At 71.6% G+C, this 13,040-nt stretch carries 11 protein-coding genes; 8 read left to right on the forward strand and 3 right to left on the reverse strand.

The genetic code is table 11. From position 1 onward, the window contains the following. The first annotated feature begins 298 nt into the window (after positions 1 to 298). The 3 genes from ABD385_RS24845 (at position 299) to proP (ending at position 3,729) form a co-directional block, all read left to right on the forward strand. Positions 299 to 1,060 (forward strand): hypothetical protein, encoded by a 762-nt coding sequence (locus ABD385_RS24845; RefSeq protein WP_344579940.1) that lies wholly within the window; start codon positions 299 to 301, stop codon positions 1,058 to 1,060. A 182-nt stretch (positions 1,061 to 1,242) separates the two neighbouring features. Continuing rightward, positions 1,243 to 1,932 (forward strand): class F sortase, encoded by a 690-nt coding sequence (locus ABD385_RS24850; RefSeq protein ID WP_344579942.1) that lies wholly within the window; start codon positions 1,243 to 1,245, stop codon positions 1,930 to 1,932. A gap of 204 nt (positions 1,933 to 2,136) precedes the next feature. Further along, a complete protein-coding gene (gene proP, locus ABD385_RS24855; RefSeq protein ID WP_344579943.1) occupies positions 2,137 to 3,729 on the forward strand; it encodes a glycine betaine/L-proline transporter ProP in 1,593 nt (530 codons plus the stop codon). 29 nt (positions 3,730 to 3,758) lie between these two features. On the opposite strand, the gene ABD385_RS24860 is transcribed toward proP, so the two are convergent. Further along, entirely contained in the window at positions 3,759 to 4,469 is a 711-nt protein-coding gene (locus ABD385_RS24860; protein WP_344579946.1) for a hypothetical protein, read from the reverse strand. Between the two features lie 140 nt (positions 4,470 to 4,609). On the opposite strand from ABD385_RS24860, the gene hemC reads away from it, so the two are divergent. Then, the gene (gene hemC / locus ABD385_RS24865) at positions 4,610 to 5,545 is read left to right on the forward strand and encodes a hydroxymethylbilane synthase (protein WP_344579949.1); all 936 of its coding nucleotides are present in this window, start codon (positions 4,610 to 4,612) and stop codon (positions 5,543 to 5,545) included. 117 nt (positions 5,546 to 5,662) lie between these two features. Here hemC and ABD385_RS24870 read toward each other — a convergent pair whose 3' ends face one another. Further along, positions 5,663 to 6,700: a D-alanine--D-alanine ligase family protein gene (locus ABD385_RS24870; RefSeq protein WP_344579952.1), complete on the reverse strand. Its 1,038-nt coding sequence runs from the start codon at positions 6,698 to 6,700 to the stop codon at positions 5,663 to 5,665. Between the two features lie 289 nt (positions 6,701 to 6,989). Continuing rightward, positions 6,990 to 7,139: a hypothetical protein gene (locus ABD385_RS24875; protein ID WP_344579955.1), complete on the reverse strand. Its 150-nt coding sequence runs from the start codon at positions 7,137 to 7,139 to the stop codon at positions 6,990 to 6,992. 185 nt (positions 7,140 to 7,324) lie between these two features. Here ABD385_RS24875 and ABD385_RS24880 point away from each other — a divergent pair, with 185 nt between their 5' ends. From ABD385_RS24880 to lpdA, 4 genes are all read left to right on the forward strand, one after another. Continuing rightward, on the forward strand, positions 7,325 to 7,879 hold the full coding sequence (locus ABD385_RS24880; protein WP_344579958.1) for a MarR family winged helix-turn-helix transcriptional regulator: 555 nt from the start codon (positions 7,325 to 7,327) through the stop codon (positions 7,877 to 7,879). Continuing rightward, positions 7,876 to 10,434, forward strand: coding sequence for an MFS transporter (locus ABD385_RS24885; protein WP_344579961.1), 2,559 nt, complete (start codon positions 7,876 to 7,878; stop codon positions 10,432 to 10,434). The genes ABD385_RS24880 and ABD385_RS24885 overlap by 4 nt, the downstream gene beginning before the upstream one ends. A gap of 204 nt (positions 10,435 to 10,638) precedes the next feature. Then, entirely contained in the window at positions 10,639 to 11,145 is a 507-nt protein-coding gene (locus tag ABD385_RS24890) for a DUF1269 domain-containing protein (protein WP_344579963.1), read from the forward strand. Between the two features lie 189 nt (positions 11,146 to 11,334). After that, complete coding sequence (lpdA, locus tag ABD385_RS24895; protein ID WP_344579966.1) at positions 11,335 to 12,735, forward strand: dihydrolipoyl dehydrogenase; 1,401 nt, start codon at positions 11,335 to 11,337, stop codon at positions 12,733 to 12,735. The last annotated feature ends 305 nt before the right edge of the window (positions 12,736 to 13,040 follow it).

Here is a 13,040-nt window from a genome sequence, read left to right on the forward strand (position 1 = left end):
CCCGGAGCCCGGGCTCCCGGCCGCGCCAGGTGCTCCACCGAGGGCCCCTGGGGGCCGTTTCCTGGCCCCTTTAGCGGCCCTCTAGCCCAACTTGATGACGACACGCCGGAGCCACCCACCGTCCAACGGGTGAATACGTGCTCCTGCGCCACCCGAAGAGCCGACGTTGTCCCCCGAATGCGACGTTCTCCGGTGGTGCCGAGCCCGAATCCGGCTGACGGTGATCACGTCGCTACTGCGATCCGATGTGCCGACGAAGTGTCAGCCTTCGCAGTCGCGCCGAAAGGAACATGACTCCATGCGCACTGCCCGCACTCTGTTCGCTTCCGCCGCCGTCATGGCGGCGCTCACGATCACAGCACCCGCCGCGTCTGCCATGGGTCTGGCCGAGGGCTTCACCTCGGGCATCGGGACCTCGGTCAACGGTGACGACCACGGCCGCGGCGACCGGGACCACGGCGGTCGTGGTGACCGCGACAACGGTGGCCGCGGCGACCGCGACCACGGCGGTCGTGGTGACCGCGACAACGGTGGCCGTGGTGACCGCGACAACGGTGGCCGCGGTGACCGCGACCACGGCGGTCGTGGTGACCGCGACCACGGTGGCTGGGGCGGTCACCACCGCAAGCCGCACGGCGGCGTGCACACCGGTGGTGGCGCGCTGGCCATGCCGGTGACCGGCGACTGGGACACCAGCAGCAACTACGGCGACGACCACGGCGGTCGTGGCGACCGTGACCACGGCGGTCGTGGTGACCGCGACAACGGTGGCCGCGGCGACCGCGACCACGGCGGTCGTGGCGACCGTGACCACGGCGGTCGTGGTGACCGCGACAACGGTGGCCGCGGCGACCGGGACCACGGTGGCTGGGGCGACCGCGACCACGGTCGCGGTGGCGACCACTGGGGCCGTCGCCCGCACGGCGGCGTCCACACCGGTGGCGGCGGCATGGCGATGTCCGGCAGCGGTCTGGCCGCCGGTTCCGTCCTGATGCTCGGCGGTCTGGGCGCCGGCGCCTACATGCTCCGTCGCCGCAACGCGTCGGGCACCGCAGCCTGATAGGGCTGCCACCTCCGGAGGTCGATGTGCAGTCGCGGCCACCGTCCTCGCCGGACGGTGGCCGCGGCGATTGCGTCGCCGTCACCGCAGCTCCGCAGGTCCGTGCGGACCGACCGGCCCGCTGACGCCGCCGCGCGGCGGCTCCTCCGCACCGCGCCCCGCCCGCTCACGAAAGGCCCCCCATGACCGCCCAGCAGTCTCCCCAGCCGAATCCGAACCCCGATCCGCCCAAGGCAGCCGCCGTCCGCCCCGTGGGGCGCGGCCTGGTCTGGGCCGCGGGAGCATTTCTGCTGGGTTCCTTCCTCGTCTACAACTCCGTGGACACCACGGCGGACGCCAAATCGCAGTCCCGTCCCGCCGCCTCCGCCCACGACGGGCCCGCCGCCCCCGTCTCCGACCTGTCGCTGGCCCGCTCCGCCCCCAAGCGGCTGACGATCCCGGAGATCGCCGTCGACGCGCCCTTCACCTCGTTGACCCTCGGCCCCACCGGGCAGCTCAATCCGCCCCCGGCGGCCGACAAGAACCTCGTCGGCTGGTACCAGGACGGCGCGGCACCGGGGGAGCGCGGTGCCGCCATCGTCGCGGGACACGTGGACACCAAGACCGGACCGGCGGTCTTCCTCCAACTGGAGACCCTCCGGCCCGGCGCCACCGTCGAGATCACCCGCGAGGACGGCATCGTCGCCACCTTCAAGATCGACTCCGTCGAGACCTTCAGCAAGGCGAGCTTCCCCAACGACAAGGTCTACGCCGACACCCCGGACGCCCAGCTCCGCCTGATCACCTGCGGCGGCTCGTACGACCACAAGGTCAAGGACTACAGGTCCAACGTCGTGGCGTTCGCCCACCTCATCTCGTCGAAGCACGCCTAGGGGAGCGGAGCACGGTCCGCACGCCCACCGGGTGCCGGGAGCCCGGGCCGGCCAGCCGCCGGCCCGGGCTCCCGGCCGTCCGGAGGGGCGCGGCTCGGGGGCGCCGTCCGACACGCGGCGGCGACGGAGCTGCTCTCGCCGCGGAACCCCCGGGGAAATAATGACGAATATGAGGCACCGAATTCCGCTCCCCGACGGGGCGAAATGAGCGCCGCCCGCCGCAATCCGTCGAGCCGGCGCCCGATTCGAAAAACGAGTGGCCAAAGCAGTGCCGCCACCGACCGTCTCCTGCGCATTTTGCTGCGCCGCCGGAAACAGCCGCTGAGTGCCGGGGACGTGCTGGTCACCGACCGGCCGGCGGTGCGCCGAGCGGTCTCGGCCGCGGCCCTCGGCAATACGATGGAGTGGTTCGACTTCGGCGTCTACGCCTATTTGGCGGGCACCTTGGGGAAGGTGTTCTTCCCGGCCAGTTCGCCCGGCGCCCAGGTGGTCTCGTCGTTCGCGACCTTCGCCGCCGCATTCCTCGTGCGACCGCTCGGCGGCATGGTCTTCGGTCCCCTCGGGGACCGCATCGGCCGGCAGCGGGTCCTCGCCGCCACCATGATCATGATGGCGGTCAGCACCTTCGCCGTCGGGTTCCTGCCCGGATATCACTCCGTCGGTTTCGTCGCGCCGATTCTGCTGCTGATCTGCCGTTTGGTGCAGGGATTCTCCACCGGCGGCGAATACGCCGGAGCCACCACTTATATCGCCGAATATGCCCCGGACAAACGACGCGGATTCCTCGGCAGCTGGCTCGACTTCGGCACCTTCGTCGGCTATTCGCTCGGATCGGGCCTGGTCACGATCCTCACCGGAGTGCTCGGCGAGGACGGCCTGGTCTCCTGGGGCTGGCGACTGCCGTTCCTCGTCGCCGGACCGCTGGGGCTCATCGGCCTCTACATGCGGCTGCGGCTGGAGGAGACCCCCGCCTTCCAGCGCGAGGCGGAGCAGGCCCACCGGGCGGCGGAGGAGGCCCGGGCCACGGGCGGCGACGACCCGGTGGAGGACGCCCGGCAGTCCGGCCACGGCCGACTGAAGGAGATCTTCACCAGACACTGGCAGGCGGTGCTGATCTGCATGGGCCTGGTGCTGCTCTACAACGTCACCAACTACATGGTGACGTCCTACCTGCCCACCTTCATGACCGAGACGCTGGGCCAGGACCCGCTCACCGCCCAGCTCCTCGTCCTCGGCACCATGATCGTCGTGGTGCTCACCATCACCACCGTCGGCCGCACCTCCGACCGGTGGGGACGCCGCCCCGTCTTCCTGGCGGGCAGCCTGGCCCTGATCGTGCTCGCCGCCCCCGCGGTGCTCCTGATCCGGGCCGGCGGCATCCTGTTCCCCGCCCTCGGCTGCCTCATCCTCGGCCTGCTGCTGGTGTGCTTCGCCGGCACCTCCGCCGCCACCCTCCCGGCGCTCTTCCCGACCCGGCTGCGGTACGGCGCGCTGTCCATCTCCTTCAACATCTCCGTGTCGCTCTTCGGCGGCACCACGCCCCTGTTCGCCTCGGGACTGGTGCAGCTCACCGGGAGCCACATGGTCCCCGCGTACTACCTGATGGCCGCCGGCGTGATCGGCTTCGTGTCGACGCTGTTCCTCCACGAGACGGCCGGCAAGCCTCTGCGGGGCTCGGGGCCGATGGTGGAGACCGCGGAACAGGCCCAGCGGCTCGTCGCCCACAGCCGCACCGAGGCCGGCCGCCGGGCCCGGGACATCTGGATCCGGCTCCGCCACCCCTGGTCCCGGCACTGACCGCGCGCGCCTTCTGGCCGCTGTGGCCCCTACGGCCGCACGGTGCCGTCCCAGCGCCACGCGGTGCGGCGCGGACGTCCCGGGAGCGCGGTGCGTCCGGTCGCCCAGAGCAGCGTCGGCCACGGGTCCGCCCCGGTCGGGACGTCCGGGAACAGCCGGGCCAGCACCCGCGCGCACACATCGGCCGGGGGCTCCCAGTCCAGCCCCAGCCCCACCGCCAGGTCGTGGGTGTGCACCACCGTCTCCACGATCCCCATCGCCGCGAACCCCTCCGGGTCCGCGTTCCCGAAGACGTGATGGGCGCGGACCTCCGCGGGCGTGGTCCGCACCATGGCGACCAACAGGGCGCCGCACGCCTCCAGGGTCTGCAGGAGCCCGGCGGGCCCGGCGGCGCGGTCCGCGTGCACCGCGTTGGCCGGTCCGCCGGGACGGTTCCGCCGCCAGACGAAGGGCACCGGCCCGTCCAACGGCGGTGCGCTGGGCCCCAGTTGGGCCGCGTAGGCGAACAGGTCGTCACTCAGGTGCTCGACCGTCTCCCAGCAGTCCCATACCAACGAGCCGGCCGCCCGGTCGTCCCAGGCGGAGGCGGGCGCGGTGCGCAGGAGCGCCACCGCGAGCCGGACGGCGCGGGCGAGGTCGTCGGCGGTCACCGGCCCGGGGGCGACGGGGGCGACGGGGGCGGTGCCGGCGGAGGAGGGCGGTCGGCGGTCCGCCGCGCCCTGCTTGCTTGATCGGGACATGTCCGGACGGTACCGCGCGGGCAGGGCCGGGGGAGTGCCTGGTGGGGGGCGGGACGGGGGCCGAGCGGAGCGCTGCGACGCACCTCAACGCCGACGCGCTGTCGGTAACTGTCCGAATTTGACGGTCTATCATCGGCGCCATGTCCGCCCCAGAACTGATTCGCATCGTGTCCCGTGACTCTCCGATGGCCCTGGCCCAGGTGGAGCGCGTCCGCACCGAACTGGCCGCGCTGCACCCCGGCACCACCACCGAGGTCGTCCCCGTCAAGACGACCGGTGACCGCTGGATGGGGGCGCTGTCCCAGGTGGAGGGGAAGGGTGCGTTCACCAAGGAGGTCGACGCCGCCCTCCTGGCGGGCCAGGCGGACCTCGCGGTGCACTGCGTGAAGGACATCCCCGGCGACCGGCCGCTGCCCGCCGGCACGACGTTCGCGGCCTTCCTCAAGCGGGACGACGTGCGGGACGCGCTGATCCACCCGGGCGGGCTCACGCTCGACGAGCTACCCGCCGGGACCCGGATCGGCACCTCGTCGGTGCGCCGGATCGCCCAGCTCGCCGCCTCGCACCCGCACCTCGACTGCGTACCGATGCGCGGCAACGCCAACCGCCGCATGGAGAAGCTGGCCGCCGGGGAGGCCGACGCCCTGCTGCTCGCGGTGTCCGGGTTGGAGCGGATCGGCCGCCCCGACGTGATCACCGAGATCCTGTCGGTGGACGCCATGTGCCCGCCCATCGGCGCCGGCGTCCTGGCGCTCCAGTGCCGCGAGGACGACACCGACACCATCGACGCCGTCAGCGGCCTCGGCGACCCCGCCACGCACCGGGAGACGATGGCCGAGCGGATGCTGCTGCACGTCCTCCAGGGCCACTGCAACAGCCCCATCGCCGGGTTCGCCACCACCGACCGGCGCGGGGAACTCTCCCTGCGGGCCAGCGTCTTCACGCCCGACGGCAAGACCGTCCTCAACGCGCACGAGTGGGCCGGTCCGCTGACCCCCGAGACGTTGGGCACCTCCGTCGCCGTCGCGCTGCTGCGGCAGGGTGCCCGCGAACTGATCGACGGCATCGACCACTGACGTCGACGACCGGTCCCGCAGGCGACGTCGCACACCCGCCCTCGAATCCGCCCCGTACGGCGGCGACGGCCACGGAGCGCTCCGCGTGCGGGGCCGCTTCGGGCGGGACGGGCGGCTTCAGCGGGGCGCGAGGTCCACGATGCGCCGGATCAGGTCGGGGTAGGTCCAGCCGGCGCCGGCGGCCGCCCGCGGCAGCAGGCTCGTCGCCGTCAGGCCCGGGAGGGCGTTCACTTCGATGCACATCGGCTCGCCGTCGGCGGCGCAGCGGAAGTCGGTGCGGGAGTGCGCGTCCTCGCCGAACCCGAGGGCACGGTGGGCGCGCAGGGCCAACTCCTGTAGCCGGGCGGTGAGTTCGGCCGGAGCCCGCGCCGGGCACACCTCGCTGACCGCGCCCGGCTGGTACTTGGCCGCGTAGTCGAACACCGCCGTGGTCAGTTCGATCTCCACCACGGGGAGCGCCCGGCCGCCGACCACGCCGACGGTGAACTCCCGCCCCGGGAGGAACGGTTCCGCCATGAGCTCCACGCCACCGGCGCGGGCCTCGGCCGTGACCTCCGCCAACTGCGAGGGCGCGGTCACGTGGTGGACCGACACGCTCGAACCGCCCACCACCGGCTTGACCACCACCGGTCCGTCCGCGACCAGGCGCCGCACGTCGGGCGGCACCTCGGCCGCCCCGGGCCGCCACACCACCCGCTCGATCACCGGCACGCCGGCCGCGCCCATCGCGGCCTGCGCCCGCCCCTTGTGCCAGGCCGCCGCGCACGCCGCACTGTCCGCGCCGGTGAACGGCAGGCCGGCCATCTCCAAGAGCGCCTGGACGTGCCCGTCCTCGCCCCAGCCGCCGTGCAACGCCAGGAACAGCAGGTCCGCGTCGCGGAGCAGGTCCAGGACCGGGCCCCCGGTCAGCGCGGCGTGCATCCGCCGCCGCAACTGCCGCACCTCCGCGAGGGACGGCGGCTCCTTCCCCACCGTGGACTCGTCGACCACGTCGCCGGGATGCAGCGGTCCGGCCAGGACCGGCGGCGCGGCGGCCGGGTCGACCAGCGTCACCTCGTGCCCCAGATCGAGCAGGGCCCTGGTCACCGACCGGCCGGAGGCCAGGGAGACGTCCCGTTCGGCGCTCTCTCCGCCGCAGAGGACCACCACGCGCATGCTCGTCTCCTTCGTCCGTCTCCGGCCCGACTGGTTCCGGCGCCGGCGCATTCCTCAACGATCAGCCAGGACGTCGTGGGAGGGGAGGGCCCGCGGCCGCCGTCTTCCCTGTTCCTGATCTCGAAGGGGGAGCGTAGTGGTGAAACTTGGTTTTTCCAAGCTTCGACTTTGGAAAGCCAAGCGGTGGGCGTGGTGGGCGGGGGCGTCGGTGGATTTTGGGCGGTTGCCGGCGGATGAGCCGCCAGGCAACCGCCCGGGTCGTCCGGCCCCTACTGGGGTGTGGGGTGGTTCAGGACTGTGGGCGCTTGCCGTGGTTGGCCGCGTGGTTGCGGCGCGACTTCTTCTTGCGGCGACGCTTCGACGACATGGCTTCTCCTTCCTCATTGCCGAATAAATGGTGCGTTTCCGGCATGCCTACCCAGTGGTGGCGGTTTGCCACGGGGGTGGTGGTGTCGGGGGCGCACGGTTGGTGCTCCGGCGCTCCTTCGTGCCGCGGCAATTCGCCCCGTGGTCGGTGGCACCCGCATGTACCCGCTATGCTTGCTGGATACAAGCAACGTATCCAGTGGACCGGCTGGATCACGGAGTTACGCATGCACGCATTCAGTGCGAGGGATCACGACGATGAGCAACGGCACGGTCCATGCCTGCGACGGGGCTGGGGTCTCGGAGATCACCGCCACGTCGAGCCTGGACGAAGCAGCCGCGGGACTCGGGACGGAAATGGTCCGATTCACCCGGCTGATCGCAGCTTGGAAACAACGAGTCAAGCACGACGCGGGGGCAGCCGACCGGGTACTGCTGGCCAGGCTGGTGTGCGGAGGCGACCAGCGGGCGACCGACCTGGCCGCCGACGCCTTCCTGGACCTGTCCACCGTCAGCCGACAGGTGCGCTCGCTGGTCGAGCGCGGCCTGGTCGCGCGCCGACCGGATCCGGAGGACCGGCGCGGTTCGCTGCTGACCGCCACCGAGGCGGGGCGGGCCCGCTTCGAGGACTACCGGCGTCAGCGTGACGCCGAGCTGGCCGGGATCCTCGAGGCGTGGTCGCCGCAGGACCGGGCCGATTTGATCCGGCTGATGAGCCGGCTCAACAAGGACTTCGCAGAACGTCAACACGTACGGCCGGGCCCCGATGGAGACCAGGGCGCCACCGTGGAGCAGGGAGAGATACGTAGATGAGCACAGCCACCTCTCCGCCAGGGGCGCAAGCCAAGGCGATACCCGGGGCCGGGGGACTCAGCCACCGCCAGATCCTCACCATCCTCAGCGGCCTGATGCTGGGGATGTTCCTCGCCGCGCTCGACCAGACGATCGTCAGCACGTCGATCCGGACCATCGCCGACGACCTGCACGGGCTCAGCCAGCAGGCCTGGGCGACCACGGCCTACCTGATCACCTCCACGATCGCCACCCCGCTGTACGGCAAGCTGTCCGACCTCCACGGCCGCAAGCCCTACTACCTGGCCGCGATCACGATCTTCGTGGTGGGCTCGGTGCTCTGCACCTTCTCCACCTCGATGACCGAACTCGCCGGTTTCCGCGCCCTCCAGGGCCTGGGCGCCGGTGGTCTGATGTCGCTGGCACTCGCGATCATCGGTGACATCGTCCCGCCCCGGGAGCGTGCCCGATACCAGGGCTACATGCTCGGTACGTTCGCGACGTCCAGCGTCGCCGGTCCGCTGATCGGCGGCGCGCTGGCCGGCCAGGCCACCCTGCTCGGCATCACCGGCTGGCGCTGGGTCTTCCTGGTCAACGTGCCGATCGGCATCATCGCGCTGTTCGTCGTGGCCAAGGTCCTCAACATCCCGCACACCCGTCGCAGCCGTCGCATCGACTGGTGGGGCGCGCTCACCATCACCATCGGCGTCGTCCCGCTGCTGCTCGTCGCCGAGCAGGGCCGGGAGTGGGGCTGGACCTCGGCGGAGTCGATCTCCTGCTACGTCATCGGCGTGGTCGGGATCATCGCCTGGATCTTCGTGGAGCGCTGGATCGGTGACGACGCACTGATCCCGATGCGGCTGTTCCGCAACGGCACCTTCAGCAAGACCAGCCTGCTGTCCGTGCTGATCGGCATGGGCATGTTCGGCGGGATGCTGATGATCCCGCAGTACCTCCAGATCGTGAAGGGCGCCAGCCCCACCAAGTCGGGCCTGGAGATGCTGCCGCTGATGGCGGGCATGATGATCGCCTCCATCGTGTCCGGCCAGATCACCGCCAAGACCGGTCGCTACAAGATCTTCCCGATCATCGGCACTGCCCTGATGGTCGCCGCCATGCTGCTCTTCCACTACCGGGTCCAGTGGGACACCGCGCTGTGGGAAACCATGATCTACATGCTGGTCTTCGGCCTCGGCCTGGGTGGCTGCATGCAGACCCTGGTGCTGGCCGTGCAGAACGCGGTCCCGCCGCAGGACATGGGCGTGGCCACCGCCTCCGCCACGTTCTTCCGTCAGATGGGCGCCACCGCCGGTACCGCGATCTTCCTCTCGGTGCTGTTCAGCACGGTCGGCGACAAGATCGGCGACGCGTTCAAGAGCGCCGCGTCCACCGCGCGCTTCCAGAGCGCGCTCAAGGACCCCGCGGTCCTGCACGACCCGGCCAGCAAGCCGGTGCTGGACATGCTCAAGCACCCCACCGGCGGTGGCTCCTCGGGCGTGCTGAGCGACTCCTCGTTCATCCAGCACCTGGACCCGCGACTGGCCGAGCCGTTCAAGCGCGGCTTCGCCGACTCCATGCACACCGTCTTCCTGATGGGTGCCATCGTCGTCGCGCTGGCCTTCCTGCTGATGTGGTTCATCAAGGAGGTGCCGCTGCGGCAGATCTCCGGCCTCCAGGCACGGGCCCAGGCGGAGGCCGAGGCCAACGGCGAGGTGCCGCCCGCGGCGGACGCCACTCCGGTCGCCGCCCCGGCCCCGGAGGCGGTCGTCGCGGCCGCCGTGGCCGCCGAGAGCGTCCCGGACGCCGCGTCCGGCGCGTTGATCAGCGGCACCGTCCGCGACAGCGGCGGCCGACCGGTGCCCCAGGCCGCGGTCACCCTGATCAGCGTCGGCGGGCGGCAGCTCGGCCGCACCACCACCGACGCCGACGGCGGCTACGCACTGCCGACCACCGGCCCCGGCACCTACGTGCTGATCGGTTCGGCGGGCGCCCGCAAGCCGCAGGCCCTGACCGTCGTGGTGGGTGCCGAAGCGGTCTCCTTCGACCTGACGCTCAGCGGCGCGGCCGGACTGTCCGGCGAGGTCCGCGAGGAGAAGAACGACGACCCGGTGCCCGGCGCGCTGGTCGTGGCCACCGACGTCCGCGGTGAGGTCGTGGCCTCCGGCGTCGTCGGCCAGGACGGCGGATTCTCGTTCGGCGAACTGACCCCGGGCAGCTACACGCTGGCGGTCAGCGCGGAGCGCCACCGCCCGTCGGCCCTCCAGGTGGAGGTCGCCGCCAGCGCCCGCAACTGGTACGAGGTCCGGCTGACGCTGGGTGCGCAGGTCCGCGGCACCGTCCGGACCGCGCAGGGCAACTCGGTCAACGACGCCCGGGTGACCCTGCTGGACCCGGCGGGCAACGTCGTCGGCAGCGCCACCAGCGGTCACGACGGTGAGTACGTCTTCACCGACCTCGACAGCGGCGAGTACACGCTGATCGCCAGCGGCTACCCGCCGGCCGCCGCCCCGCTGCGGCTGACCGCCGCCGGACAGGCCGAGTGCGACATCGAGCTCAGCCACGACACGGTGAACTGACACCCGTCACGGCGGCCCGGCGAGGGCCCGGCGACTTCGGTCGCCGGGCCCTCGCCGCATGCATGAAGTGCAGACGGTGGTGGGCCGGGGCTAGCTTGAAGAAGGAGGAGGCACTCACACCTGACCGCGCACGCCAGGCGCCGACACCGCCAGGCGCGTCCGGTCGTGCGTGAGCCGGTGGCCTCCTGAGGCGAGGAGGCACCCATGTCAGACTTGATCATGATCGGGTACGACAGCACGGAGCAGGCCAGGCGGGCGGAGAGCCGCATCCTGGAACTGGAACGCAAGCACGACGTCGTCCTCACCGGCCTGGCCGTGGTCTTCACCGACGCCGACGGGCACACCCACGTCGACACGCACGACGACATTCCCCGTCGCGCCATCGCGACCTCGGCCACCGCGGGCGCCCTGTGGGGCCTGGTCCTCGGCATGCTGTTCCTCATGCCGGCCATCGGGCTGCTGGGCGCCGCGCTGGGCGGCCTGGCGGGCAAGCTCAACCAGTCCGGTCTCGACAGGCGGTTCCGCGACCGCGCCCACGAACTGCTCGAACCGGGCAAGGCCGCCGTCGTCGTCATGACCACGAAGCTCAACGAGGGCCAGTTCGCCGCCGCCCTCCAGCCCCTGGGCGGAACGGTGCTGAAGACGTCCCTCTCGCAGTCCGACGAACACGAACTGGTACAGCAACTCGTCGGGGCCCCGCAGGCGGCCTGAAGGGAAGTGGGCTGCCGGCCCGGGCGCGGGCCGGGCCGGCAGAAGGCCGCGCCGTTCCGCCGGCCCCCGGCTGGACCGCGGCGCGCTGCGGCCCCGGGCACCCCCGCTTAGGCTGCCGAGCATGAGCGAGCGAATCACCGGACGCCGCACGTCCCGCGCCGACAGCGGCGAACGACGCGGACGCCGGGCATGAGTCCGCACTTCGACGTGGTGGTCCTGGGCGCGGGCCCGGGCGGGTACGTCGCGGCCATCCGGGCCGCCCAACTCGGGCTGCGCACGGCGATCGTCGAGGCCAAGTACTGGGGCGGGGTCTGCCTCAACATCGGCTGCGTCCCGTCGAAGGCGCTGCTGCGCAACGCCGAGATCGCCCACCTCGTGAACCGGGAGGCGAAGACCTTCGGCATGCACGTCGAGGGCCGGGTCACCTTCGACTACCGGGAGGCGTACCTGCGCAGCCGCAAGGTGGCCGACGGCCGGGCCAAGGGCGTGCACTTCCTGATGAAGAAGAACAAGATCGAGCAGTTCGAGGGGGTCGGCGCGTTCATCGACCCGCACACCCTGCACGTCACCCTGGGCGACGGCCGGAGCGAGACCCTGTCGTTCGACCACGCGATCATCGCCACCGGTTCGGTCACCCGGCTGCTGCCGGGCACCGCGCTCAGCCGCCGGGTGGTGACGTACGAGGAGCAGATCCTCTCCGACGAACTGCCGCGCAGCATCGTCATCGCCGGCGCGGGTGCCATCGGCGTCGAGTTCGCCTACGTCCTCCACAACTACGGCGTCGAGGTCACCCTCGTCGAGTTCCTGGACCGCGTCGTGCCCCTGGAAGACGCCGAGGTGTCCGCCGAACTCGCGCGGCGCTACCGCAAGTTGGGCATCCACGTCCTGCCGTCCACCCGTGTCGAGGGGATCGACGACTCCGGGGAGCGGGTGCGCGTCACGGTCACCACCGGCGGCCAGCGCCAGACGCTGGAGACCGACCAGGTCCTCCAGGCCATCGGGTTCCAGCCCCGCACCACCGGCTTCGGGTTGGAGAACACCGGCGTGCGGTTGACCGAGCGCGGCGCCATCGACGTCGACGGCCGGTGCCGGACGAACGTGCCGCACCTCTTCGCCATCGGGGACGTGACCGCCAAGCTGATGCTGGCGCACGCCGCCGAGGCGATGGGCATCGTGGCGGCGGAGACCATCGGCGGGGCGGAGACCATGGAACTGGACTACGTGATGATCCCGCGGGTGACGTTCTGCCAGCCGCAGATCGCCAGCTTCGGTTGGACCGAGGAGCAGGCCCGCGATCGGGGCTTCGACGTCCGGGTGGCCAAGTTCCCGTTCACCGCGAACGCCAAGGCCCACGGCATCGGGGACACGGCGGGCTTCGTCAAGATCATCAGCGACGCGCGCCACGGCGAGATCGTCGGCGCCCACCTCATCGGCCCCGAGGCGACCGAACTCCTGCCGGAACTGACGCTCGCTCAGAAATGGGACCTCACCGTCCACGAGGTGGCCCGCAACGTCCACGGCCACCCCACCCTCGGCGAGGCGATCCAGGAAGCGGTGCACGGCCTCGCGGGGCACATGATCAACATGTGAGGGCGTCTCCGGGCATTCGGGGCGAGCTGCGCGGTGCCTGGGGTGGGCCCCTGGCCGGAGTCCTCCCGCCCGTAGTGTTGCGGTGTCCGGTGGTCGGTCGGGGCCGGCTCCTCCGTGTGGCAATCCTCATAGACGCTTGCTTGATTGCGCGATCTTGCAACTATTGTGGCGCCTCAAGCGTCCCACCGGTCATCGAGACATCAACGGGATGGACCGACCGGACGGACTGGGCACATGCACGAACAACAAGCCGGAGCGACGGGCGGGGGCCGGGTAGGGCGACGGAGCCGGCGGCCCGCACGCCC

The sequence above is a fragment of the Streptomyces lunalinharesii genome, from assembly GCF_039532155.1.
Classification (GTDB): domain Bacteria; phylum Actinomycetota; class Actinomycetes; order Streptomycetales; family Streptomycetaceae; genus Streptomyces; species Streptomyces lunalinharesii.

What these genes read in the sequence shown, in the direction of transcription:
- ABD385_RS24885 (WP_344579961.1), top strand. Translation starts at nt 7,876, where the DNA reads ATGAGCACAGCCACCTCTCCGCCAGGGGCGCAAGCCAAGGCGATACCC.
- ABD385_RS24880 (WP_344579958.1), top strand. Translation starts at nt 7,325, where the DNA reads ATGAGCAACGGCACGGTCCATGCCTGCGACGGGGCTGGGGTCTCGGAG.
- ABD385_RS24845 (WP_344579940.1), top strand. Translation starts at nt 299, where the DNA reads ATGCGCACTGCCCGCACTCTGTTCGCTTCCGCCGCCGTCATGGCGGCG.
- proP (WP_344579943.1), top strand. Translation starts at nt 2,137, where the DNA reads ATGAGCGCCGCCCGCCGCAATCCGTCGAGCCGGCGCCCGATTCGAAAA.
- ABD385_RS24860 (WP_344579946.1), bottom strand. Translation starts at nt 4,469, where the DNA reads ATGTCCCGATCAAGCAAGCAGGGCGCGGCGGACCGCCGACCGCCCTCC.
- hemC (WP_344579949.1), top strand. Translation starts at nt 4,610, where the DNA reads ATGTCCGCCCCAGAACTGATTCGCATCGTGTCCCGTGACTCTCCGATG.
- ABD385_RS24890 (WP_344579963.1), top strand. Translation starts at nt 10,639, where the DNA reads ATGTCAGACTTGATCATGATCGGGTACGACAGCACGGAGCAGGCCAGG.
- ABD385_RS24870 (WP_344579952.1), bottom strand. Translation starts at nt 6,700, where the DNA reads ATGCGCGTGGTGGTCCTCTGCGGCGGAGAGAGCGCCGAACGGGACGTC.
- ABD385_RS24850 (WP_344579942.1), top strand. Translation starts at nt 1,243, where the DNA reads ATGACCGCCCAGCAGTCTCCCCAGCCGAATCCGAACCCCGATCCGCCC.
- lpdA (WP_344579966.1), top strand. Translation starts at nt 11,335, where the DNA reads ATGAGTCCGCACTTCGACGTGGTGGTCCTGGGCGCGGGCCCGGGCGGG.